Genomic DNA, 24710 nt, shown 5'->3' on the forward strand with positions numbered 1-24710 from the left:
GAGTGTGACAACTCGTCGTGGCGCGAGGTTCGCAGGCTCGCAAAGCATGCGCGAGCTAGCGTAAAGTTGGGCCCTTGAATGCACATGGCGTTCGCACAATAGCATGGGAAACCGGCATGAATGATCCATCGGCGAAGCGCCTCGTGAGTCCGCTGTCCAGGCCAGTCAATCGCGGGCACGGCTCGCGCAGCTCCATCTGGCGCAAGATCGCCCTGGCCGCAAGTGTGACAGCGAGCCTGGCCGCGACCTTGGCAACAAGCCTGTCAGCGAGCCTCTTCAGCCCTGCGGCCCTGGCCGCCGAGGCGCCGCTGGCGACAGGCGAGCGCCACGTGCTGGCGGCCAATGACTGCCTGCCTGCACCCAGCGGGCCGGTGGTGTTGACGGTCGAGGGCGCTGTCAGCTGTGGCAATGCCGGTTCCCTGCAGGCACCGCGGGCGCGTTTCGATCTGGCGATGCTCGAAGCCATGCCGTCGCGCGTGGTGGCTACCCATACCCCCTGGACCCAGGGACGTGTCAGTTTCTCCGGCCCGCTGCTGCGCGAGCTGGTGGCGCGGGTGTCTGAAGATGCCAGGGGGCTCAAGGTGCGGGCACTGAATGACTTCGTGGCCGAGATTCCCCTCAGCGACATCGAGGACTTCGATGTCCTGCTGGCCACGCGGCGCGACGGCGAGCGCATGCCGGTGCGTGACCTCGGGCCCTTGTTCGTGCTGTATCCCTTCGATGCTCATCCGGAATTGCTCAATGAGCAGGTACGCTTTCGCAGTGTCTGGCAGGTCACCGGGCTGACGCTGGAGTGAGCGAGGGCTGGCGCCTGACCCCTCAGGCGCAAGATGACATGGAGTCATGCAGTGAATCAGTCGCCGGATGAAAGATCCCCGCTTTCAGGCACCGCTGCTGATCAGTCCCTTGCTGATCAGGGCATTGCCGCGTCGGGTGTGGGCGGAAGCGGCAATTCCCCCGCGCGCTGGCCGCTGTGGCTGGGCATGGCAATCAGCATCCTGTGTCTGCTGGCCTCCATCGGCATCGGTGGCACCATCCTGCACAACCAGGTCAGTCTGGAAGACCGCACCCGCGACGACGCCGTCTGGTCGATCTACAAGCTGGATCGCGAGGCGGTCAGCCTTTCCTCCTCGATAGCGCGCTATCGCGTCGCCGGGCCAGCCGATCGTGCCAGCATCTGGAATGAGGTGCTGCAGAATTACGAGCTGCTCTACAGCCGCACTTATATCTTCCGGCGGGGGGATTTCCAGCGCCACCTGATGACCCTGCCGGCCGTGCCGCTGCTGGCCGATGAGTTGATGAGCCAGATCGAGTATCTCGATCTGCGGCTGGAAAAGTGGCGGCATGGCCCGGTGTTCGAGGGCACGGGCCCGGTGCAGGGCGCCCAGGCTGACGACGCTTCCGCAGACATTGACGCTGCACAGCGCTCCCAGGTGCTGGGGCCCGAGGGTCGCGAGGCGGCGGAGTTCCAGAAGCTGAGCGATGCGCTGGCCGATACCACCCAGACGCTGTTGTTGCGGGTACGTGCACGTCTGGCCGAGGAGCTGGCCCACGAGCGTCAGAGCCGCGACAGCCTGGTGCAGCTGATGTTGCTGCTGCTGGCGCTGATGCTGCTGGCCACCTTGATGGTCTGCCGTCAGGTCTGGCTGCAGGCCCGCGGACGTGAACAGGCCCGTCTGCAGATGCTGGCGATGTCGTCGGCCCTCAAGCACGAGGCGGCGCGGGCCGAACAGGCCAGTCGCGCCAAGTCCGAGTTTCTGGCCACCATGAGCCACGAGATTCGCACCCCGCTCAATGGTGTGATCGGCATGAGTGAGCTGTTGCTGGCCGAACCGCTGCAGAGCAGTGCGCATCGCTATGCCAGCAGCCTGCGCGATAGCGGCGAAGTGCTGATGGGGCTGGTGGATGATGTCCTCGACTTCTCCAAGATCGAGGCCGGCAAGCTCAGCGTCGAACGACGCCCCTTCGAACTGCACACGGCCATCGATGGCGTGATCGACCTGCTGCTGCCGCAGATGGACAGCACGCGCATCGTCTTCGATGACCGCCGCTCCGCCCAGCTACCCGAGCAGGTCATGGGCGATTCGGTGCGTCTGCGTCAGGTGCTGCTCAATCTGCTCTCCAATGCCTTCAAATTCACCGAGCAGGGGCGTGTCTGTCTGCTGGTCGAGGCATTGCCGGCGGGGCGCGTGCGCTTCGAGGTCGATGACACCGGCATCGGGGTCAGTGAAGAACAGGCCGCCCAGCTGTTCGAGCCCTTTACCCAGGGCGATGCCTCCACTGCGCGTCGCTTCGGCGGTACCGGACTCGGGCTTTCGATCTCGCGGCGGCTGGTCGAGTTGATGGGCGGGCGACTGGGCCTCAAGCAACGCCCGGGCAAGGGCGCCTGCTTCTGGTTCGAGCTGCCGCTGCCACGCGCCGCGGCGCTCAAGCGACCGGCCTTCACCTCCGCGCCCCTGCCGCTCAGCCGGGGCGAGCATGTTCTGGTGGTCGACGACAATCACATCAATCGCGAAGTGGCCCACTCCATGCTCAGTGGCCTGGGCTACACGGTGACGACGGTCGACAGTGGCGAGGCGGCGCTGGCGTGGTATGCGCGCCAGCGCGATACGGTGCTGGTGCTGCTCGACCTGCGCATGCCGGGACTGGATGGATTTGCGGTGGCGCGGCGTTGGCGTGCCATGGAGCACAGTGACAGGCGTGCGCCGAGCCTTATCGTCGCGATGACGGCCAATGTGGCGGCGGGGGAGCGTGCGCGCTGCCTCTCGGCGGGCATGAACGACTTCCTGTCCAAGCCGATCCGGCGCCAGCAGCTCGCCAGCATGCTGGCGCGTTGGCAGTCGGGCAGCCAGGACCTCGGCGAATGGCGCGTCAATGCCCTCGCCAGCACCCAGCCCTTCGACCCGATCAACTATTCCCCTACCACTGAGCGGCCGCCTCACTTCGAGGCACCGCCGGAAACCGGTGAGGCACTCGCGCGTGCGGCGTCACTGGTGGCATCACTCGATTCTCCCGCTGCGCGGCGTCGCATGATCCATGAGGTCCAGGCGCGTGCCACAGAGGCCGAGGCTGAAGCTGAGACTGAAGCTGAAGCAGACAAGGTCAGTGAGCCGGCGGCGGCTGATCGCGTCGAGCGGCGTGAGCCTGAGGGCGAAGGCGAACGGGAAGGGGCAGATGGGGGGTACACGCGCATGAACACAGAGGAGTCGTGGACATCTGGCGGCTCAGCGGCGGAGCTTGCACAGGCTGCGACGCCTGCGCTGCAGGATGAGCTGGATGCCGACAGCATCGCGGCCCTCGAGGCGGCCTTCGAGGAGCAGCTAGAGCAGCAGTCCCAGCGCCTGTCACGGGCGGTGGATCATATGGACCTGAAGCAGTTGCAGCATGAAGCCCATCTGCTCAAGGGCAGCGCCGCCACCCTGGATCACGACCTGCTGCGTGATGCCGCCCTGCAGCTGGAGCTGCTGCTGGCATCCGACACGCCGCGCACCCGCATCGAGGCCGCGGTGGCGGCGCTGCTGGCCGAGATTAGTGATCACCGCATCGCCCACGATGCCGGTCAGGCCTGGCGCTAGCAAAGCCTGGCGCCAGCACAGCTTGGCGCCAGCAAAGCCGCCTTCGGCCAGGCACATCACCTAAGACATCAGCTCAGTGCTGGCGGCGGCGCAGTTCGCGTTCCACCAGCGTCACGCCGGGCGTGGTCTTGCCCTGAATGCCCTGCAGTGCCAGCGTCAGCGTCGCATCGGCGATCTGCTGGTGACGCTGGGGCAGTGAATGGATCGGCAGCGGCAGGAAGTCGAGCAGGCGGTCGTCGCCGAAGCTGGCCATCGCCTTGGGCGGATTGGCCGGCGGCCCCTCGGCGAACAGCACATCGAGCACGCCATCCATCAGGGTGTAGGAGGCGGTGACGATGGCGTCCGGCAGCGGTGAATGGCGGAGATGCTCGGTCAGCGCCGCCGCGCCGGCCTCGCGCTCGTAACGCGCGGCATGCAGGGTGGTGGCCTCAAGCTCGCTGCTGCCGGAGCGCTGCTGATAGTGCGCCAGCGCCGCCTGCATGCCGCTGGCGCGCGCCCGCGTGATATCGATCTCCGGCAAGGCATCCAGCCACAGCAGTCGCTGCGGCGCGTGTTCCAGCACGGCTTCGGTCAGCTGGCGAGCGGCATCTTCATTGTTGCTGACCACGCTGGCGAAGTGGCGCGTATCCAGCGCGCGATCTACACCGATGACCGGGAAGCCATCCAGCGCCAGTTCGCGGTAGAAGGGGTCATCGGGTGATAGACAGCTGGCGGTGATCAGCGCATCGACCCGCCGCGCCTTGAGCATGCGCGCCAGCTCGCGCTCGGTTTCCGGCTCATCGTCGGAGCAGACGATGAACAGCTGATAGTCGCGCTCACGCGCCCCGCGCTCCAGCAACTTGGCCAGGCGGGCATAACTGGCGTTCTCCAGGTCCGGCAGCATGAAGCCCAGCGTGCGGCTTTCGCCACGCCGCAGCGCGGCTGCCTGGGCATCGATCCGATAGTGATGACGTTGTACCACCGCCATGACGCGCTCGACCGTCTGGGGGCTGATACGTCGTGCCTGTGCCTGCCCATTGACCACATAACTGGCGGTGGTGCGTGAAACGCCTGCAAGACGCGCGATTTCTGCCAGGGTCATGCCACTGTCCTTGCTGGAAAGGGGGAACGGGATCTGCGTGCTCCATGTGCGAGGAATGATGCGCACTTGTGGGCTCGGGTGCAAATCCTCTCTGCGCCGGGCACGCCTCGCTCGACACCTCTCGAGCCCGCGCCACAGGCGGCTCTACACCCAATGTCTAGTCACCAGAAGCACGTTTTCGGTTTGTGTTCGCTTGATCGGGCGCAAGAAAACGGCCAGCATGAGCTCTATTGAGGTGACACGATTCAGCACGCTCGTCATCACGTCATGACGCCGCTACCCTGTCGGAACTCGCCAAGTGACGTGTCGCGGCAGCTGAAAGACACGCTTGCAGCGCACCGCCAACATCCAGGCTCCTCATCAGAAGGGAGCCTCAAGGAGCCAGCCATGCTCAGTCTTGATCGCGAGGACATCCTTCTCGCCGCCCATGCCAGCGACTGGCGCGATGCCTTGCAACAGGCCGCCGATGCCCTGGTCGCCGGTGGGCGCGCCACGCCCGACTACCGTGAGGGCCTGCTGGCGCGTGAAGCCCAGTCTTCCACCTACCTGGGGCAGGGAATCGCGATTCCCCACGGCACGCCGGACAGCCGCGAGGCCGTGCTGGCCACCGGGGTGCGTGTCCTGCAGTTCCCGCAGGGCGTGGAGTGGCACGACGGCAATCGCGTCTTCCTGCTGGTGACCATCGCGGCACAGTCCGATGAGCATCTCGACATCCTGCGCGCGCTGACGCGTGTGCTCGATCGCGATGGCGTCAGTGAGCGCCTGGCCTCGGCGACCACCGCCGAGGAAGTGCTGAGCGAGCTGGGCCGCGAGGTGGTGCCGCCGCGCCTGGATGCCGAGACGCTGCTGTGCGGCTTCCCCGCGCGCGATCGTGACGAGCTGGTGCTGGCGGGGGCCGCGCGCCTGCGCCAGGCCGGCTGTGTCAGTGATGGTTTCATCTCGGCCATGCTCGCCGCCCAACCGGTGGCGCTGGGGCAGGGCGTGTGGCTGGCGCAGTCGCAGCAGGATGTCACCCGCTCGGCGCTGGCCATCGTCACGCCGGAGAAGGCACTGGAGACGCGCCACGGGCGCATCACTGCGCTGGCCTGTCTGGCAGTCGATGCTCAGCAGGGCCAGCATCAGCCGTTGCTGGAGCGCCTGCTGACGCTGTTGGAAGAGGGCGCGGGCGAAAGCCTGCCGGGCCTGTCGGCCAGCGCCCTGCTGGCGCGGCTGTCGGGGGAGTCCGCCACGGCGCAGCTGGCTCAGGTCGTGTTGCTCAATGCCCACGGCCTGCATGCGCGTCCGGCCAAGCAGCTGGTACAGGCGGCGCGCGAAGCCGGTGAGCAGCATGGCGTCATTCCGGCGTTGCGACTGGAAGGCGATGACAGCGGTGTGGTCAGTGCCGCCAGTCTGACCAAGGTATTGGGGCTGGGCGCACGCCGCGGCCAGACGCTGATCTTCAGCGCCTCCGGCGATGACTCGGCGGCCAATCAGGCGGCGCTGAGCATGATGGTGAGCGCGGTGCAGGCCGGTCTCGGGGAGGCGGTAGAGCCGCTGGCCGATTGGCGCGCCGACGCCGCCACGCCGCTGGAGGCCAGCGAGCAGCAAGCCACCCGCGACACCCAGCAGGCTGCTCCCGCCGCCGACAGCGTGGTGCCCGCGGTGGCCGCCTCGCCGGGCATGGCCATCGCGCCGTGCTGGGTGATGCGCCTGCCGCGCTTCGTCTACGAGACGCGCAGCGATGCCGGCGCCGATCGTGAGGCCGAGCGCCTGGTGGCCAGTATCCAGACCGCGCGCGAGCAGTTGCTGGCGCTGGTCAATCGCGCCGAAGGCGCCGAGATGGCCGAGATTCTCTCGATGCATGAGGAGATGCTTGGCGATCCGGAGCTGTTTGCCGCGGCGCGCGAGAGCCTCGATGAAGGCCACAGCGCCGAAGCGGCGTGGTGGTCGGCCATCGACAGCGCCGCCAGCGCCCAGGAGAACCTCGCCGATCGCCTGCTGGCCGAACGCGCCGCCGATCTGCGCGATGTCGGGCGGCGAGTGCTCGGCGTGCTGACCGATACGCCGCTGCCCAGCGCCCCCGAGACACCGCATGTGCTGGTGACCGAGGACATCGGCCCGTCGGATGTGGCGCGCCTGGATACCACTCGCGTGCGGGGTCTGGTCACGGCGCTGGGCGGGGCGACCTCGCACAGCGCGATTCTGGCGCGCTCGCTGGGCATTCCGGCGGTGGTCGGGGCTGGCCCGAGCGTGCTGGCGATCGCCGATGGCAGCGAGCTGATCGTCGATGGTGAACGAGGCCGCGTCAGCGTGATGCCCTCGGCCAGTCGCCGTGCGCGCGCCGAAGAGGCGATCGCCGGGCATGAGCAGCGCCAGGCCGCCGCCTGGGAGTCGCGCATGGCACCCGCCACGACGCTGGATGGCCATCATGTCGAGGTGGTCGCCAATCTGGGCAACACCGCCCATGCCGGCGACGCCGTTGAGCGTGGTGCCGAGGGTGTCGGCCTGCTGCGTACCGAATTCGTGTTCATGGCGCACCCGCAGGCGCCGGATCTGGCCACCCAGACCGCCCAGTACGGCGAGGCGCTGGATGCGCTCGAGGGACGGCCGCTGGTGGCGCGCACGCTGGATGTCGGCGGCGACAAGCCGCTGCCGTACTGGCCGCTGCCGCGTGAGGACAACCCCTTCCTCGGCCTGCGCGGCATTCGCCTCGCCCTGACCCGCCCGGAAGTGCTCGAGACCCAGGTGCGGGCGCTGCTGACGGCCGCCGGGGCGCGGCCGATTCGCCTGATGTTCCCGATGGTCAAGGACCTGGCCGAGCTGCGTGGCGCGCGTGCCATCGTCGATCGCGTGCGTGCCGAGCTGGACGCCGCCTACGCGGCCGAACATGGCCAGCCGCCGGTGCGCGACGTGCAGGTCGGCGTGATGATCGAGATCCCCTCGGCGGCGCTGACGGCGGCCAGCATCGCGCCGGAAGTCGACTTCTTCTCGGTGGGCACCAATGACCTGACCCAGTACACCCTGGCGATCGACCGTGGCCATGCGACGCTCTCGGCGCAGGCCGATGGCCTGCATCCGGCGGTGTTGCGCCTGATCGAGATGACCGTCAGTGCCGCCCACGCCCACGGTGCCTGGGTCGGCGTCTGCGGTGAGCTGGCCAGTGATGACCAGGCCGTCGGCGTGCTGGTCGGGCTGGGCGTGGATGAGCTGTCGGTGTCCAGCCGCCAGATTCCGCTGGTCAAGGCGCGGGTGCGCGAGCTGGACCTGGCCACGGCGCGTGAGCAGGCGCGGGTCGCGTTGGCCCAGCCGACCTCGGAAGATGTGCGCAGTGCTCTGGAAGCGCTGCTCGAGCAGGGCGAGCCTTCCGTTGCCGAGGTCACCTCAGGCGCTGCGGCCAGTCATGCGGACGCTGATGCGGACAGTAGTGCGGCCAGTAATCCGGACAGTAGTGCGGCCAGTAATGGACACAGCCCGCGGGAGTCAGTGTGATGAGTGACAACACGACGCGTCAGGCCGCCGACTGCCCGGTATTGTGCGTGACGCTCAACCCGGCGCTGGACATGACCATCGGCCTCGACAGCCTGGTGCCGGGCAAGGTCAACCGGGCGCGCAGCCACCATCTCGAGGCGGCGGGCAAGGGCATCAACGTCGCCCGGGTACTGGCGACACTGGGCCATCCGGTGACGCTGAGCGGCTTTCTGGGCGCCGACAACCAGGCCGATTTCGAGGCCGCCTTCGCCGAGTGGGGGCTGAGTGATGCCTTCGAACGCGTCGCGGGCGCGACCCGCATCAACGTCAAGCTCGGGGAGGCCAGTGGCCGTGTCACCGATATCAACGGCGCGGGCATGCAGGTCGATGAGGCTGCCTTCACGCGGCTTGAGGCGCGCATCGATGGCTGGATCGATCGCCAGCAGGCCGAGGGTAGCCCGGAGCGCTGTGCCGTCGTCATCGCCGGCAGCCTGCCGCCGGGCGTCAGCAGCGAGCAGCTGGCGAGCCTGGTGCAGCGGGTGCGTGCCCGCCACATTGCCTGCTGGCTGGATACCAGCGGCACGGCACTCGAAGCCGGTCTGGCGGTGCCGCCCAGCGGCGTGAAGCCCAACGAGCAGGAACTGGCGCTGTGGGCGGGCGAGCCGCTGGAGAGCGACGCCGCCCGTCAGCGCGCGCTGGCGAGTCTGGTCGAGCACGGCATCGAGCAGGCGCTGATCTCTGCCGGTCCGGAAGGCGTGCTGTGGGCAAGCCCCGGCGCCGAGACACTGCGGGCACGCCCGCCGCGCATGCGAGTGGTCAGTACCGTGTGTGCCGGTGATACCCTGCTGGCCGCCATGCTGCATGGGGTGCTCTGCCATCCGACACCCACGGCGGCCATGCGTGAACAAATTCTGCGTCATGCCGCGGCGCTTTCCGCCGAGGCCGTGACTCACCCGGGGCCGGGCAATCCCGCCGCCCCGGAGCTTGAAACCCTCCAACAACACACCAGCATCGAGACATTGGCCAGTGCCGAGGTCGCGACAGCCGGAGAGCCACGCCCATGAATGTCATCATCGTTACCGCCTGCCCGAGCGGCATGGCGACCAGCTTCCTGGCGGCGCGCCGTCTGGAGCAGGCCGCCCGTCGTCGCGACTGGGAACCCCTCATCGACATGCGCTCGCAGTTCGAGCGTGAACTCGTGTTGAGTGATGCCCAGCTCGCCGCCGCCGAGCTGGTGATCGTCGCGGCGTCGCCGATGACCAGCGCCGGCCTCGAGCGTTTCGTCGGCAAGCGCGTGCATGTCGCGCCCATCGAAGAGGCGCTGCCGGACCCCGCCGCCTTCCTGGCCAATGCCGAGGCCCGTGCCCGCGTGCTGGAAGCCAAGGACATCGCCGACGTGGCTGCGACTGTCAGCACGACGGCCGGCGGCGCAGCAAGCGCAGCTGGTGGAGACGTGGCGCACAAGCCGTCCATCGTTGCGGTCACCGCCTGCCCGACCGGGGTGGCGCATACCTTCATGGCCGCCGAGGCCCTGAGCGAGGCAGGGCGCGCGCTGGGTTACCCGACGCGGGTCGAGACCCAGGGCTCGGTGGGCGCGCAGGATGCGCTGACCGAGCAGGAGATCGCCGCGGCCGAGGTGGTGATTCTGGCCTGTGATATCGAGGTCGACCCGACACGCTTCGCCGGCAAGCGGGTCTGGCGCACCTCCACCGGCACCGCGCTCAAGAAGCCGCGCGATACCATCGAGCAGGCACTGGAAGGCGCCGAGGTGGAATCCGCCACCGCCGCGGGCGGTCAGGGCAGCCAGCAGAAGGGCGAGAAGCGCGGGCCCTACAAGCACCTGCTGACCGGCGTGTCCTTCATGCTGCCGATGGTGGTGGCGGGCGGCCTGATGATCGCGCTGTCCTTCATGTTCGGCATTAATGCATCTGAGGAAAAGAATTCACTGGCCGCTGCTTTGATGCAGATCGGCGCAAAGTCTGCTTTTGAATTAATGATTCCTATGCTGGCAGGCTATATCGCCTATTCCATCGCCGATCGACCGGGGATTACACCCGGGATGATCGGGGGGCTATTAGCCTCTACCTTAGACGCCGGCTTCCTCGGCGGCATCATCGCCGGCTTCCTGGCGGGCTACAGCGCGCTGGGGCTGAGCCGTTTCGTCAAGCTGCCGCAGTCGATCGAATCGCTCAAGCCGATCCTGATCATCCCGCTGGTGGCGAGCATGGTCACCGGTCTGGTGATGATCTACGTGGTCGGCACGCCGGTGGCGGGGCTGATGGCGACGCTGACCGAATTCCTCGAATCGATGGGCTCGGCCAATGCCGTGCTGCTGGGCATTCTGCTCGGCGCGATGATGTGCTTCGACCTCGGTGGCCCGGTCAACAAGGCCGCCTATGCCTTCGGTGTCGGCCTGCTGGCCAGCGAGACCTATGCGCCGATGGCGGCCATCATGGCGGCTGGCATGGTGCCGGCGCTGGGCATGGGGCTGGCCAGCTTCATCGCGCGTGCCAAGTTCGCCGAGCCGGAGCGTGAGGCGGGCAAGGCCAGCTTCATTCTCGGCCTGTGCTTCATCTCCGAGGGTGCGATTCCGTTCGCCGCCAAGGACCCGCTGCGCGTGATTCCGGCCTGCATGGTCGGTGGTGCCGTTACCGGCGCACTGTCGATGCTGATAGGCGCCAAGCTGCTGGCACCGCACGGCGGGCTGTTCGTGCTGCTGATTCCCAACGCCATCAACGTGCCGCTGATGTACCTGGGCGCCATCGTCGCCGGCACCCTGGTGACGGGCATCGGCTATGCGCTGATCAAGAAGGGCGCCCAGCAGGTCGAGACCGCTGCCGCGACCTGAGCCGCTGGCAAGCAGGTAAGGACACAAGCCGCAAACGCACAAGGCAAGACGCAAAAAGCCCCCGCCGGTCTCCCGGCGGGGGCTTTTTGCATTGCAGGCCGAGCGCAGGCGCTCAGCGACGGCTCAGTCCAGCTTCGGTCAGTTCAGTTCTGATCAGTCCAGCTTTGATCAGTCCAACACCGATCAGTCCAGTTCGGACTTGCCGATCACGCCTGGCATCGCCGGCGCTTCATTGACCGTATCGTGGCGCACGAAGGCCAGATGCTGCTGGTAGGCGGTGACGACTTCGTCGAGCACCTGGGCACGCGACAGGCCGTTGAGCTCCTGGCCGCTGCCACCTTCGGAGAGGTGCACTTCCAGACGCAGGTAGAAGTCGTCATTGGCGTCGATGAAGCTCGGCGTCTGCTGGCGCACCGCACGCACCTGGTAGACGAAGTTGGAGGCGTCCTCGAACTCGACTTCCAGCGTCACGCGGGGCAGCGGCTCATCTTCCAGCGTCTCTTCGGTGACGCTCGAGACCTGTCCGCGACGATTGAGCTCCTCGGCCAACTGGTTGAGGGCCGGGCGGATGGAGCGCTTGAGAGTCGCCTCGGAACTGCCGCTCTGGGCGAAGTCGAGCACGTGGTCCAGACGCTCATGCCAGTCGACGCCTTCGTAGACGCAGCTGTTGTCCTGACGCACGTTCTCCTTGCGGTCCTCGATCATCAGCGCCTTGTACATGCCGATCATCATGAAGATCAGCACTATGGAGAAGGGCACGGCGGTGATCACCACGGCGCTCTGCAGCGCGCTCAGCCCCCCGACCATCAACAGTGCCAGCGTCAGCAGGCCGATGATGGCGGACCAGAAGATGCGCAGCCAGATCGGCGCATCGTGGTTCACGTCCTTGAGGATGGAGGTGAAGTTGGCCAGTACCAGGGCGCCGGAGTCGGCGGAGGTCACGAAGAATACGATACCCAGAATCGCCACCACGGCGGTGGTGATGGTGGAATAGGGCAGCTGCTCCAGGAAGGTGTAGATGGTGTTCTGCGGTGCGTTCAGGGCTTCGGTGGCCAGTGCCGCGACGTCCTGATTGGCGACCATGTCGATGGCGGAATTACCGAACACGCTCATCCACACCATCATGAAGCTCAGCGGGATCAGCAGCGCGCCGAACACGAACTGACGGATGGTACGGCCACGCGAGATACGTGCCAGGAACAGGCCGACGAACGGGGTCCAGGCGATCCACCAGCCCCAGAAGAACAGCGTCCAGCCGCTCATCCACTCATCGGTACCCGGCGTGTAGGCGTAGGTATCGAAGCTCTTGGCGGTGAACTGGGTGATGTAGTCACCGACGTTGAGCACCAGGGCGTTGAGCAGCTGCGAGGTGTCGCTGACGGCGAGCACGAAGATCAGCAGCGCGGTAGCCAGCAGCATGTTGAATTCGGACAGCATGCGGATGCCTTTCTCGACACCGGTGATCACGGAAATGGTCGCCAGTACCATCACGCCGATGATCAGCGCGGCCTGGACGGCGAGGTTCTCGGGCACGCCGAGCATGAACTTGAGGCCGTAATTCAGCTGGATGACGCCGATGCCCAGCGAGGTGGCGATGCCGAACACGGTGGAGATGATCGCGAAGATGTCCACGGCGTTGCCGATCGGGCCATTGATGCGGTTGCCGAGCAGCGGGTAGAAGGCCGAGCGGATCGCCAGCGGCAGGCGGTGGCGGTAGCTGAAGTAGGCCAGCGACATGCCGGCGAGCACATAGATGCCCCAGCCGGAGAGGCCCCAGTGGAAGAAGGTTTCCACCATGGCATTGCGGATTGCCGCCTGGGTCTGCGGGTCACCGGTCACCGGCGCCACGTAGTGGGACAGCGGTTCGGCGATGCAGTAGAACAGGATGTCGATGCCGATGCCGGCCGCGAACAGCATCGCCGACCAGGACAGCAGCGAGAATTCCGGGCGTGAATCGTCCGGCCCGAGGCGAATGCGCCCGAAGCGCGAGCAGGCGATCAGCACGCCGAAGACCAGATAGGCGACGATGGCCAGCATGTAGAACCAGCCGAAGGTATCGATGGTCCAGCCCAGGGCGCTGCCGATCCAGGCGTCGGCCTGTTCGGTGAACAGCATCGCGAAGGCCAGGAAGGCGAGGATACCGATGATCGATCCGTAGAAGACCGTCGGGTTGATACGACTCGAGGACGGCGTGGCGTTCTCGGCGGAAGCAGGTTTCTGCATGAGCAACTCCTTATCAGGGGAAGTTTCACTCGTGCGTGGTGCTTAGCTGCCCGTCAGCCGCAGAAAGTGCGGGTGGCGTGCAGGAAAAGACGGACACGAACGGCACGGGCCGTGCTCAGCTCACGCGCGGGGCGGAACTTGCAGCAGCGGCAGTGTCGACTGCCGTGACGACGCGATTGCAGGGGCATCGCTGGGCAGCAAGCAAGAAATGCCGATGGGCAATTCATGAGAGACGCCGGGCGCGCACCGTGGTGCGGCCCCTTTTCTGCAGGCCAGATTGGCCGCAGAAGAACGATGGCAGGCCGAGCGCTGGGGAACGCTGTGCCTTCATCGTGCTGCTCTCATCACTTCGAACGTCTACTCGGCGTCCCTGGACGTCACCCGCCTTCTCGCGAAGGGGCGGGTCACTCCGGTGTCTGCTCGCGAGTCCGTGGCGGTCGCCATCGCTTGCTCCCTTGAAGTTGCCGGGATGGCAGGCGTCAGTCTCGTCGGCATCTGCCGGGTCCGCTTTCCTGTGACGGTTGCAGGCATCCCGTCTTGCTGCCGCCGGTCGAGATCGGCAGCGGAGGGGAGCTCAGCAGTCAGGAAAACGCGACTCACATCATCACGCCGTGTAATGCTCAAAGCCTTGCAGAATTATTTTAATTGATTGTTCAATAAAAATATAACCCCCTTTGGGGAAAAAGGCAGTGCAACTGTCGCTTCCGCTTATCCTCGTGTCGCGATCACGTCGTCGCGAGGCCCGATGGCAGAGCCTCGCAGGCGCGGTGTCGTGCTTGGAAAAATCGCTGTCGGTAAAAGGACAGAACGACGCCGCCCCGACCACAGAATCGTGGCCGGGGCGGCGAAAGTGACGTCAGCAGGGCAGCTGAATGGCTGTGTCTGGGGCGTGGATCGTCCGGGGCGCGACCGTCCGGTTCTTACCTCGCCGGACCCACGATCAGCCGGCTTTCAGCTGCCCGGGTGATGGCCCGACTCAGGCATCTTCAGACTGGTCGGCGTCATGCATCGGGCCGCGCTTCATGTCGCCGCCCTTCATGCCGCCATGATGCTTGCCAGCGTGATGGCGCATGCCGTTGGCCATGAAGGCTTCCAGTGCATCGAGCTGCTCGGCGGACAGCACATCGGCGAGTTTCTCGCGGCCTTCCTCACGCAGCTCCAGGCGCTGCTCCTTCATTTCCTTGCGCATTTCCTGGCGGGCGGCGACACGCTCCTGTTTGGTGTCGGCGTCCTGCATGGCATCGCGCATGTCGTCGTGCATCTCTTTCATGCTGTCATGCATCTCGTCACGCATTTCCTTGCGGACTTCCTTGAGCGCCTGCATCTGGTCATCGCTCAGGTTCCAGCTGGCCAGCAGCGCCTTCATGCCTTCCTGCTGCTGACGGTCGGCCATCTTCGGACCGCGCTTGTCACGCTGGTGCATCAGGTCCAGCACCTTGATCTGGTCGTCATCCAGCACCTTGGCCAGACGATCGTGCTGGGTCTTGCGCAGTTCCTCGAAGGCGGCCTTGCGTGCTTCACGCGAGTCGAAGTCGGTCTTCTTGAGTGACTCCATATCGTCACGCATGGACTTGAAGGAGTCCTTGAGGGCGCTGCGCTGATCGTCATCCAGGTCCCAGCTGTCGAACAGGGCGCCCATCAGCTGCATGCGCTGCTTGCCGTTCTCGGCCATGTGCTTGCCGCCGCGCTCGCCGCCACGCTCGTCAGCATGCTTGCCTTCGCCGTGACGTTTGCCGTCATGCTTGCCCATGTGCTTGCCGTGCATTGGCTTGCCGGCAGCCCAGTAGGCTTCGAGCACCTTGACCTGATTCTCGTCGAGAATCTCTGCCAGGGCGGCCTTGTGTTCTTCACGTTGTGCCTGGATGGCGTCGCGGCGCGCTTCGCGGGAGTCGAACTTCTGCTCCTTGAGCTGCTTGCGGCTTTCCATCTGCTGTTGCTTGAGTGCGTCGAGCTGTTGCTGCTGTTCATCGCTGAGATGCCAGCTGGCGAGAATCTTGTCGAGGCCTTCCTTGCGGTCGGCGCCATCATGGTGCTTGTCGTTGCTTGAGGCCACAGCGGTCATCGGCAGTGCCAGGGCGGTCAGCAGACCGGAAACGATGAGCTTGCGAGAAATGCGGTTCATGGCGTACTCCGAGTGTCTAGATAAAGGGCCGGAATCAAGCGATAAGAGCATTATCAGCAGTGAATGTGCCGGCATTGTGCAACGTTTCATGGGGTTGCGTGCAACGCGCCTTGGCGGAACATGCAACGGCTTGCTGTGTCTTTTCTGCAGCGTGATCTTGTGGTCTGAATCCAGTAGGGACTGAGTCCTTGATCAAGGTGATGACGCCAGGTTTCAACCCGGGGCACTCAGACGCGGTTGCCATCAGCCACCGTGGTGGCTCTTCTTCGCCGCCTTGGCGTTCGCCTGGGCATTCGCCGGATAGTGGCGGTCGAACTGCTGGTGGAAGCGCTGGGTCTGATGGCGGTTCAGGACGCGATCGACATCGGCCAGGTAGGCCTTGCGCGCCTTGGCAAGCGCCTTGGCGTCGTGATGGCTCTCTGCGGCCTGACGTTGCTGGCGATAGTAGCGATATTGCTTGTCGAGGGTGGCACGCTGGCTGACGTTCAGGCTGATGCCATCCAGCAGCACGTTCAGCGAGACATCGGCGGCGCTGGCACTGGTCACGCTCAGCGGTGATGCCATCAGCATGACGCTCAGTACGCCGGCACCGATCAGGCGAGTGCGGGAGAGAGCACGACTGGCAGGACTGTGGGACATGACGAATACCTCACTTGTGGCGTAGACCCGCGCTTGAGCAGCAGTAAATGGCTCTCGCTTAGGCAGTGATGACAGTATCCGTCGCAGTTGGACAGCAAGTTCGCACCGTGGGTGCAACAAAAACGCAACCGCCGTCTGTGACCACAGACGGCGGTTGTCATGTTTCTGAAAGGTTTCGATGCCTGCGTGAGGCGAGATATCAGTCCAGCACGTCAGGCTCGAACTTGTAGCCGACCCCATAGATGGAGCGAATCACGTCGCGCTCCGGCCAGACATTGGCGATCTTGCGGCGCAGCTTCTTGACGTGGGAATCCACTGTGCGCTCGGAGACGATGCGGTGGTCGCGGTACATGTGGTCCATCAGCTGGTCGCGGGAGAAGATGCGCCCCGGCGACTGCATCATCACCTTGAGCAGCTGGAACTCGACCGCGGTCAGGCCCAGGTCGCTGCCATCGGCCAGTGCCTGCCAACCTTCCTCATTGAGCACCAGCTGGCCCTTGTCGGAGGTCTGCGAGAGGGTCTGATCAAGCGCCTGGCTGCGACGCAGCACGGCCTTGATGCGCGCCACCACCTCACGCGGACTGAAGGGTTTGCAGATGTAGTCATCGGCGCCCAGCTCCAGCCCCAGCAGGCGGTCCACTTCCTCGACCCGCGCGGTCAGCATCACGATGGGCAGCAGGTTGTCCTCGGCCCGCAGCTGACGGCATAGGGTCAGGCCGTCGGTGCCCGGCAGCATGAGGTCCAGCAATACCAGGGCGGGTGTCTCGTCATTGACCGCCGCGATGACGGCGTTGCCGTCGTCGACATGCCAGGTGCGATACCCGCTGCCGTCCAGATAATCGCACAGCAGGCTTGCGATCTTGGGCTCGTCTTCCACCACCAGAATCAGCGGTTTCTGGGTCTCGGCCCGGGCGTCAGTGGTGTCGGCGTGAACGTCGCTCATGGTCAAGAGTCCTTGCAGATGAAAATGACTGTTTCAAGTAGACAACAGCGGCAGGCGAATGTCCCATCGCAGTCCGCCCAGCGATGACTGTCCCGGCACCAGCTGGCCATCATGCGCACTGACCAGCGCGCTGGCGATCGACAGGCCCAGCCCTGAACCCCCGCTGGAGCGATTGCGCGAGTTCTCGACCCGGTAGAGGCGCTCGGTGAGGTGGGCAAGCTCGGCCTCTGGCACGCCGGGGCTCGAGTCTTCCCAACGCACGACCGCCCAGCCTGGGTGGCCAGCGCCATCCCCGGGTGAGGCGGCCTCGTGCAGCAGGCTGACCCTCAACTTGCCGGGCGAGTCGGTGTAGGCACGGGTGTTGCTGGCCAGGTTGCTCCACAGCTGATGCAGGCGCTGCATGTCGCCCTGCACGCGCAGTGGCAGCTGGATGTCGGTCTCCAGCTGGATGCCGCTGTCTTCCAACCAGCCGCGCAGGTCGTCCAGGCTATCGCTGAGCTGGGCATCCAGCTCCAGCGGCTCGCGCCAGGCTTCCAGGGTGCCTGCATCGCTCTGGGCCAGCAGGCGCAGATCCGACACCAGGCGGTTGAGGGCGTCCACTTCCTGCTCCAGCGAGCCGAGGCTGTCCTGGCTCATCGGGCGGATGCCGTCCTGCATGGCCTCGATCTCGCCCTTGAGCACCGCCAGCGGCGTGCGCAGCTCATGGGAGATATCACTCACCCAGCGCTGGCGCGAATCGCGGTTGGTCTCCAGCGTCTGCGCCAGCGCATTGAAGTCGCCGGCCAGTCGCGACAGCTCATCCCGCCCGCGCACAGGCAGGCGGGTGGCATAGTCGCCACTCGACAGACGGCTGGCGCCACTGGCGAGGTCACGCACCCGATGGCCCAGCCACCAGGCGATACCGGCCGCCGCCAGCAGCGAGGCGAAGGTGGAGGACAGGATGATGGTCGCCAGATTGCGCGATTGACGCTCCAGATACTGGTCCTTGCCGCGGCGCAGGAATTCACTCACCGGCAGGTAGCCCAGCTCGCCGATCTTCTCGCCGTTCAGTATCAGGTCCTTGAACTGCATGCCGGGGATGGGGCGCGGCGGCCCATTGAGGCGCTGGCCGCGGGTATCGCGCAGCATGTAGTCCTGGGGGCGATTTATGTTGGCGCCCGGCGGCATCTCGAACCTGTCCGGCGGCGCCTGGGAATGCACGATGCGCCCCCAGTTGCGCCGGCTCTTCATCCAGTCCCAGTTGCCTTCCGCGGCGTAGGCGCTGACCAGATCGGACGAGATCAGCTCGATGCGCTCCTGCTGGGTCTGCTCCAGATACTCCGCGAACCCTCTGTCCATGCTGTGGGAGATGAACATGTAGATGCTGCCGCCGATCACGACATTGGTCAGCAGCAGGATCACGAACAGCCGCACGGACAGCCGTGAGCGCCAGGCGGTGACGGCGGGCATCATGATGGCTGCTCCTCATGACGCGGGGTGCGGGGCGGCAGCCCCAGCAGGCGGCGCAGGTTGTGCTGCAGGTCTTCCAGCAACAGGTAGAGCGAGGGCACCAGGATCAGCAGGATCACCGTCGCGAACAGGATGCCGAAGCCGATGGAGACCGCCATCGGGATCATGAAGCGCGCCTGGCGCGAGGTCTCGAAGATCATCGGCGCCAGGCCGAAGAAGGTGGTCAGCGTCGTCAGCAGGATGGGACGCAGACGCCGCGTGGCCGCCATGATGATCGCCTCACGCGCGGTGGCGCCGGCCAGACGCTGGCGGTTGGCGTAGTCGATCAGCACCAGGGCGTCGTTGATGACGATGCCCGACAGCGCCAGCATGCCCATCAGACTGATCACCGACAGGCCATAGCCCATCAGCTGATGGCCGATGACCGCGCCGATCAGGCCGAAGGGGATCGCCGTCATCACCAGCAGCGGCTGCAGGTAGCTTCTGAACGGCAACGCCAGCAGCAGATAGAGTGCCGCCAGTGTCAGCAGCAACGACACCTGCAGTGACCCCAGGTTGTCGGCGGTCTCTTCCTGACGCCCGCCATAGCCGATGCTCAGGCTCGGATACTGGCTCTTCAGCTGAGGGTAGACGTCGCTTTCCAGGCTGGTGATCACCTGACTGACCGCGTCGGACGGGGTGACGTTGGCGGTGACCTCGATCACGCGGCGCCCGTCGATGCGCAGGATGCTGGACGCGGCGCGTCCCTGCTCGATGTCGGCCACCAGCCCCAGAGGCACGCTGACGCCGTTGCCGGTCTGCACGCCGAAGTTCTCCAACTGGGCGAGGCTTGCGCGCTGGTCTTCGGGCAGCAGCACCTTGACCTCGACCTCATTGCGACCCTGCTGCTGCTTGAGGGCGGTCGCGCCGGACAGCGGGCCACGCAGCTGGTTGGCCAGGGTGGCGCCATCCAGTCCCAGCGAGCGGCCGTAGGCATTGAGCTGCAGATAGAGCTCGCGCTTGCCGTCATCCAGGCCGCTGTCGATGTCGGACAGCGAGCTGTAATCCTCAAGCGACGTCGCCAGCGACTCGGCGGCGGCCATCAGCGCACCGCTGTCAGACGAGGAGAGGCGGATGGTGAGGCCCGCGCCGCGCCCCGGCCCGCCGATATCGGATTCGAACAGCAGCGACTCGGTATTGGCGATGGTGCCGGCTTCCTCACGCCAGGCCCTGATCAGCTGCGAGGGCGACCAGTTGTCCTCCACCGTGGTGTCCAGATTGGCGATGATGCTCAGCGAGTTGCCTTCGATCTCGGCGCTGGTGGAATAGATCGCGGGGGCGTCGTCGCGCTCGCGGACCCGCTCCAGCGCGTCCAGCAGCAGGGTGCGCACTTCGCGGTCCTGGCTGATCGGGCTGCCAACCGGCAGGTTGGCGGTGACACCGGCACGGTTGGACTCGACACGCGGCATCAGCGAGAAGCCGAGGCGGCCGCTGGCCATCCAGGCCATTGCCAGCACCAGCAGCGCCAGGCCGCAGATGGCTGTCAGGCCACGATAGTTCAGGCACCCTTCGAGGAAGGGCTGGAAGCGGCGACGCGTGAAGCGCTCGAGCCCGTGCTGGACGCCATGGCGCACGCGGTCCAGCGGTGCCAGCCAGCGGATCGGCTTCTCGCTGGTGTGACCCAGGTGCGCGGGCAGAATGAAGATCGCCTCGATCCAGCTCAGCGCGAAGATGCTGATCACCACCAGCGGGATTATGCCGAATACCAGCCCGAGGAAGCCGGGCAGGAACAGCAGCGGAATGAAGGCCACGATATTGGACAGGATCGAGAACGCCAGCGGCACCGCGATCTCGCGCGCGCCGAGAATGGCGGCTTCGCGCATGCTGGCGCCGCGCTCGCGGTGCGAGTGGATGTTCTCGCCGACGATGATGGCGTCATCGACCACGATGCCCAGCGCGATGATGAAGGCGAACATCGAGATCATATTGATGGACACGCCGACCAGCGGCAGGAACAGCATCGCGCCGAGGAAGGCGGTGGGAATGCCCAGCGTGACCCAGAAGGCGAGACGCGCCTCGAGGAACAGCCCCAGCAGCACCAGCACAAGCACCAGCCCCATCCAGGCATTCTTGAGCAGCAGTTCCAGGCGGTCCTGGTAGACCAGCGAGTCATCGTCCTCGACGCTCAGCGTCAGTCCGCGCGGCAGGCTGGCGGTCAATTGCGGCAGCATCGCCATGGTCGCGGCGGACAGCTCGTTGGGCGTCTGGGAGCCAACCTGATAGATGTCGAGACCAATTGCCGGTTCGCCGTCGTAGAGCACTTCCTTGTCACTGTCAGCGAAGCCGTCGGTGACGGTGGCGATATCGCCCAGACGCACGACATTGCCTTCCTGGCTGGAGATCACCGGCAGCTGCGCGAACTCGGCGGCGCCGTCGCGACGCGCCTCATAGCGCACCAGGTATTCGCCCTGCTGGGTATCGAGGCTGCCCCCGGCCAGGTTGAGCGCCTGATTGCCGATCAGACCGGCGATATCCTGATGTGAGAGGCCATAGCGACGCAGCGCGCCTTCATCCAGCGCGACATGCACCTCGCGGTCACGGATGCCGGTCAGCTCCACCTTGGTGATGTCGTCGCTGTCGAGCAGGCTCAGGCGCAGACGCTCGGCGACATTGCGCAGGGTCTGGTCATCGGTCTGGCCATGCAGCTTGAGCTCCATCACGCTGCGCGAGCGGCCCGCCAGCGAGTAGACGGGCGGGTCGGATTCATCGGGCAGCGTGGTGATGCTGTCGATGGCCTGCTGGATGTCCTGATAGGCGCGCATGGTCTCGACGCCGTCCTGCAGCTCGATGGACAGCGAGCCGAGGCCTTCCTCGGCGGTGGCGGTGATCTCCTCGATGCCCTCCACGTCCTGTACCGCGGACTCCATCGCCTGCAACAGGCTCTCGGAGACCTCATCCGGCGTGGCACCGGAATAGCTGACGCTGACGTTGATGATCTCGAGCTCGAAGGAGGGGAAGACCTCCTTCTTGATCTGACTGGACATCAGCAGGCCGCCGAGAATCAGACACAGCATCAGCAGGTTGGCGGCGACGCCGTGATCGTGCATCCAGCGGATGGGGCCCTTGAGGCGCGACTGTGCCGTCATGAGTCACTTCCGGTGGTCGTGGCGCTCTTGTCGGCAACCGTGGTGTTCTTGTCGCCAGCGGCGGTGCTCTTGTCGCCAGCCGTCGTCTTGTCGTCAGCCGCCTCGGTATCAGTTGTCTTGGCGGTCGGCGTCACCGCATCGCCGCGCGCGCGCAGGGCCATGCCGGCTTCGACGCTGCTCAGGGAGCTTGTGATGACGCGCTCGCCGTCCACCAGACCGTCGGCGACCAGCAGGGTGTCATTGCCCAGATGGCGCACGCCTACCGAGCGCTTCTCGAGATGCCCGTCCTCCGTCAGCACCCAGACCTGCTGGCCGCTGCGCAGCGCACTGATCGGCAGTTCGATCAGCGAGGCGGTGCGCTGGGGTGTCAGGGTCGCCTCGACCACATCGCCGATGCGCAGTGCCGGGGTGCTGGCGCGCGCCTCCTCGGAGACATTGAGCGCCAGCGGGTCTTCCAACGCCACCATCACCTGGGTCAGCAGGCCGTTGTCTTCCAGCGACGGCAGCACGCTCCACACTTCGCCACGGCGGTGCTGGCCATCCGGCCAGGCCTTGCTCGAGAGCAGAACCGGCGTGCCCTGGCCATCACGGGCGTGGGTCGAGAGCCACTCCATGTCTGCCTGCGGCAGATTGAGGCGCACCCAGAAGCGGTCGGTGGCCACCAGCGTCAACAGGTCGGTGAAGGCATTGAGATCACTGCCTTCGCCGACCAGCCGCTCGCTGATCAGACCGTCGTAGGGGGCGCGAATCTCGGTGCGTGCCAGATTGAGCTTGGCCTGATCGCGGCTGGCGCGGGCGCTTTCCACGGCGGCCTGGGCCGACTTGAGCTGAGGCTCGCGCAGGACCAGCGCTTTCTGGGCCGCCGGCAGGTTGCGACCGAAGGTCTTGTATTCCGAAGCGGCGCGGATCTGCTCGCCCTTTTCAGAGGCGAGGCTGGCCTCTGCCGTGGCGAGATCCGCCTCGGCCTGCCGCAGTGCCAGCTGATAATCCAGTTGGTCGAGGCTGGCCAGCAGCTGGTTCTCGCGGACTTCGCGGCCGGCCTCGATGCCTTCGGGGAAGGGCGCCAGCTGACCGCTGACGCGCGTGGAGACCGTGGTCTGACGATCGGCGATCACGCGGCCGAAGCCCTCAAGCGTCGGGGCGTTGGCGGCATGGTTGACCGTCACCACCTCGACCGTGGGCGCAGGCGCCTCGCTGGGGGCACGCTTCGGCGCCCCGGGGCGATGATTCATCCACCAGGCGGCCAGCGCGATCGCCAGCGCGAGAATGATCAGCGCCAGCAGGCGCATCCAGATCAGGCGCCGCGAGGAGGGTGCGGGGCGGCCGGCAGGGGCGGGCGACGCGGAAGACGACGCTGGCGTCTCAGGGCTATGGTCCATGCGGACTCCGAACGAAAAGTGACTGGCCTGATGCGCAGCCGTCTTCTGGCCAGTCGCTTTGGCGTCGGTCAGAGCGGGCGGTGGATCATGGCCATGAAAGGCAGACGAATGGGTGGATGATCGCATGATGCCATTCAGGCGCAATGCCAAAATGGGAAATAGCGTGCAACAGACGCAATCTGCCATTGCGTGATTGGCGCCCCACGAAAAAAGCTGCCACACGAAGTGGCAGCTTTTCACGAGTGCGCCTGGCGGGCGGCGCCTGCTGACGGGATGAACCGCTCTATCAGCCTGGCTGAACCGCGCGGGCAGGCCAGATTTCAGTAGTTGAAATAGTTGAACTGGATGAACGGGATAAACTAGATGAACAGGCCGATCAGCAGCGCCATGCAGACGCCGATCACGCCGATCAGGGTCTCCATCACCGTCCAGCTCTTCAGTGTTTCCTTCTCGGTGAGGCCGAAGTAGCGGCTGACCAGCCAGAAGCCGGAGTCATTGACGTGACTCAGTACGGTGGCGCCACTGGCGATGGCGATCACCACCAGCCCCAGCACCGGGCCTGACAGCGCCAGCGTATCGATCACCGGGGCCATCAGGCCGGCGGCGGTGATCATCGCGACAGTGGCCGAGCCCTGGATGACACGCACGGCGGTGGCGATCAGGAAGGCAAGCAGGATCGGCGGCAGGTTGCTGTCGGCCATCAGGTTGCCGAGCACGTCACCGACCCCGGAATCGATCAGCATCTGCTTGAAGACGCCACCCGCGCCGGTGACCAGGATGATGATGCCGGCGGGTTCGAGTGCCTTGGTGGCGACTTCCATCACCTGTTCGCGTGTCATGCCACGGCGTGTACCCAGCAGGGTGAAGGCCATCAGGGTGGCCAGACTCAGCGCCACGAACGGGTGGCCGAGGAAGCCCAGCCAGCCGACCAGCGGGCTGTCGTCACCGAACAGGAAGCCCGAGACGGTGTTGAGCACGATCAGCGCCAGCGGCAGCAGCACGATGGACAGGATCAGACCGAAGCCCGGGGCGCGCTGATTGACCTCTTCATCGCTCATCACGCTGCCGGTATTTTCCATGTAATCCGGGATCCTGGCGTCGATGCGCGCCGCGATGAAGCGACCGAAGATCGGCCCCGCGACGATCATCGCCGGCAGGCCGCACAGCGCGCCGAACAGGATGACGTAGCCGAGATCGGCACCGATCAGCTTGGCGACCGCGATCGGCCCCGGGGTCGGCGGAATGAAGGAGTGGGTCACGGCAAGACCGGCGAGCAGCGGGATGCCGTAATAGAGCAGCGAGCGGCCGCTGCGGCGTGCCAGCGCATAGACCAGCGGCACCAGGATGATGAAGGCGACATCCAGGAACACCGGAATCGCGACCAGAAAGCCGGTCAGCGCCAGCGCCCATTGCGAGCGTGAGGTGCCGAAGCGCCCCAGCAGGGTGTTGGCCATGCGATCGACACCGCCGGACACTTCCAGCATCTTGCCGAACATCGCGCCGAGACCGACCACGGTGGCAACGAAGCCCAGGGTGTTGCCCATGCCGTTGGTGACGGAGTCGATGATGGCGTCGGGCTGCATGCCGGTGGCCAGTCCGACCCCCAGACTCACCACCAGCAGGGCAACGAAGGCATGCAGGCGCAGGCGCATGACGAGGTAAAGCAGCAGCAGAATGCCACCGAGGGCGGCAAGGACGAGGGTGCTATCTGGGGACATGATGGCGAACTCTTGCGGCTGGCAACGGCGTGATCATCGGCCATTGCCCAAAGGCGTATTGTGTGAGGCGTCGTGGGTCGTGCAGGATGAAAGTTACCGGTAACATTAACGCTTACGCAATGATCCGAAAGGTGCATGAGGGACAAAAGTCTGTCGCGTCT

14 protein-coding genes are annotated in these 24710 nt (G+C 65.7%); 5 read left to right on the forward strand and 9 right to left on the reverse strand.

The annotated features are described in order from the left end of the window. Positions 1-116: 116 nt before the first annotated feature. On the forward strand, positions 117-797 hold the full coding sequence (locus tag R2R70_RS15090; protein ID WP_240548627.1) for an oxidoreductase: 681 nt from the start codon (positions 117-119) through the stop codon (positions 795-797). A 51-nt stretch (positions 798-848) separates the two neighbouring features. Next, positions 849-3575 carry an ATP-binding protein gene (locus R2R70_RS15095; RefSeq protein ID WP_410978421.1) on the forward strand — a complete coding sequence of 909 codons (2727 nt, stop codon included), beginning with the start codon at positions 849-851 and terminating at the stop codon, positions 3573-3575. A gap of 73 nt (positions 3576-3648) precedes the next feature. Here the strand turns inward: R2R70_RS15095 and cra are convergent, their stop codons facing one another. Continuing rightward, complete coding sequence (gene cra / locus R2R70_RS15100) at positions 3649-4656, reverse strand: catabolite repressor/activator (RefSeq protein ID WP_410978422.1); 1008 nt, start codon at positions 4654-4656, stop codon at positions 3649-3651. Positions 4657-5043: 387 nt separating this feature from the next. Between cra and ptsP the strand changes: the two genes are divergently transcribed. Genes ptsP through R2R70_RS15115 form a run of 3 tightly spaced genes read left to right on the forward strand, consistent with a single transcriptional unit; the run spans position 5044 to position 10951 of the window. After that, complete coding sequence (gene ptsP / locus R2R70_RS15105; protein ID WP_410978423.1) at positions 5044-8124, forward strand: phosphoenolpyruvate--protein phosphotransferase; 3081 nt, start codon at positions 5044-5046, stop codon at positions 8122-8124. After that, positions 8124-9167 carry a 1-phosphofructokinase family hexose kinase gene (locus tag R2R70_RS15110; protein ID WP_410978424.1) on the forward strand — a complete coding sequence of 348 codons (1044 nt, stop codon included), beginning with the start codon at positions 8124-8126 and terminating at the stop codon, positions 9165-9167. The genes ptsP and R2R70_RS15110 overlap by 1 nt, the downstream gene beginning before the upstream one ends. After that, the gene (locus R2R70_RS15115; RefSeq protein ID WP_410978425.1) at positions 9164-10951 is read left to right on the forward strand and encodes a PTS fructose-like transporter subunit IIB; all 1788 of its coding nucleotides are present in this window, start codon (positions 9164-9166) and stop codon (positions 10949-10951) included. Before R2R70_RS15110 ends, R2R70_RS15115 begins: the two co-directional genes overlap by 4 nt. Before the next feature lie 183 nt (positions 10952-11134). Here R2R70_RS15115 and betT read toward each other — a convergent pair whose 3' ends face one another. The 8 genes from betT to R2R70_RS15155 all read right to left on the reverse strand — a co-directional run bounded on the left by betT (position 11135) and on the right by R2R70_RS15155 (position 24549). After that, entirely contained in the window at positions 11135-13174 is a 2040-nt protein-coding gene (gene betT, locus R2R70_RS15120) for a choline BCCT transporter BetT (protein ID WP_043334330.1), read from the reverse strand. Between the two features lie 976 nt (positions 13175-14150). After that, on the reverse strand, positions 14151-15296 hold the full coding sequence (locus R2R70_RS15125) for a Spy/CpxP family protein refolding chaperone (RefSeq protein ID WP_404325320.1): 1146 nt from the start codon (positions 15294-15296) through the stop codon (positions 14151-14153). 243 nt (positions 15297-15539) lie between these two features. Further along, a complete protein-coding gene (locus R2R70_RS15130; RefSeq protein WP_410978426.1) occupies positions 15540-15935 on the reverse strand; it encodes a hypothetical protein in 396 nt (131 codons plus the stop codon). A gap of 199 nt (positions 15936-16134) precedes the next feature. After that, positions 16135-16878 carry a response regulator gene (locus R2R70_RS15135; RefSeq protein ID WP_410978427.1) on the reverse strand — a complete coding sequence of 248 codons (744 nt, stop codon included), beginning with the start codon at positions 16876-16878 and terminating at the stop codon, positions 16135-16137. A 33-nt stretch (positions 16879-16911) separates the two neighbouring features. Next, on the reverse strand, positions 16912-18330 hold the full coding sequence (locus R2R70_RS15140; protein WP_410978428.1) for an ATP-binding protein: 1419 nt from the start codon (positions 18328-18330) through the stop codon (positions 16912-16914). Then, a complete protein-coding gene (locus tag R2R70_RS15145) occupies positions 18327-21452 on the reverse strand; it encodes an efflux RND transporter permease subunit (protein WP_410978429.1) in 3126 nt (1041 codons plus the stop codon). The genes R2R70_RS15140 and R2R70_RS15145 overlap by 4 nt, the downstream gene beginning before the upstream one ends. After that, complete coding sequence (locus tag R2R70_RS15150) at positions 21449-22831, reverse strand: efflux RND transporter periplasmic adaptor subunit (protein ID WP_410978430.1); 1383 nt, start codon at positions 22829-22831, stop codon at positions 21449-21451. Before R2R70_RS15150 ends, R2R70_RS15145 begins: the two co-directional genes overlap by 4 nt. A 359-nt stretch (positions 22832-23190) precedes the next feature. After that, positions 23191-24549: a gluconate:H+ symporter gene (locus R2R70_RS15155; protein ID WP_043334321.1), complete on the reverse strand. Its 1359-nt coding sequence runs from the start codon at positions 24547-24549 to the stop codon at positions 23191-23193. Between the last annotated feature and the right edge of the window lie 161 nt (positions 24550-24710).

This window comes from Cobetia sp. SIMBA_158, from assembly GCF_046566945.1.
Classification (GTDB): Bacteria; Pseudomonadota; Gammaproteobacteria; order Pseudomonadales; family Halomonadaceae; genus Cobetia; species Cobetia amphilecti.

Excerpts from the sequence above, each read along its gene's own strand:
- R2R70_RS15150 (WP_410978430.1), bottom strand. The coding sequence starts at position 22,831 with ATGGACCATAGCCCTGAGACGCCAGCGTCGTCTTCCGCGTCGCCCGCC.
- R2R70_RS15135 (WP_410978427.1), bottom strand. The coding sequence starts at position 16,878 with ATGAGCGACGTTCACGCCGACACCACTGACGCCCGGGCCGAGACCCAG.
- ptsP (WP_410978423.1), top strand. The coding sequence starts at position 5,044 with ATGCTCAGTCTTGATCGCGAGGACATCCTTCTCGCCGCCCATGCCAGC.
- R2R70_RS15090 (WP_240548627.1), top strand. The coding sequence starts at position 117 with ATGAATGATCCATCGGCGAAGCGCCTCGTGAGTCCGCTGTCCAGGCCA.
- betT (WP_043334330.1), bottom strand. The coding sequence starts at position 13,174 with ATGCAGAAACCTGCTTCCGCCGAGAACGCCACGCCGTCCTCGAGTCGT.
- cra (WP_410978422.1), bottom strand. The coding sequence starts at position 4,656 with ATGACCCTGGCAGAAATCGCGCGTCTTGCAGGCGTTTCACGCACCACC.
- R2R70_RS15145 (WP_410978429.1), bottom strand. The coding sequence starts at position 21,452 with ATGACGGCACAGTCGCGCCTCAAGGGCCCCATCCGCTGGATGCACGAT.
- R2R70_RS15125 (WP_404325320.1), bottom strand. The coding sequence starts at position 15,296 with ATGAACCGCATTTCTCGCAAGCTCATCGTTTCCGGTCTGCTGACCGCC.
- R2R70_RS15130 (WP_410978426.1), bottom strand. The coding sequence starts at position 15,935 with ATGTCCCACAGTCCTGCCAGTCGTGCTCTCTCCCGCACTCGCCTGATC.
- R2R70_RS15155 (WP_043334321.1), bottom strand. The coding sequence starts at position 24,549 with ATGTCCCCAGATAGCACCCTCGTCCTTGCCGCCCTCGGTGGCATTCTG.
- R2R70_RS15140 (WP_410978428.1), bottom strand. The coding sequence starts at position 18,330 with ATGATGCCCGCCGTCACCGCCTGGCGCTCACGGCTGTCCGTGCGGCTG.
- R2R70_RS15110 (WP_410978424.1), top strand. The coding sequence starts at position 8,124 with ATGAGTGACAACACGACGCGTCAGGCCGCCGACTGCCCGGTATTGTGC.
- R2R70_RS15115 (WP_410978425.1), top strand. The coding sequence starts at position 9,164 with ATGAATGTCATCATCGTTACCGCCTGCCCGAGCGGCATGGCGACCAGC.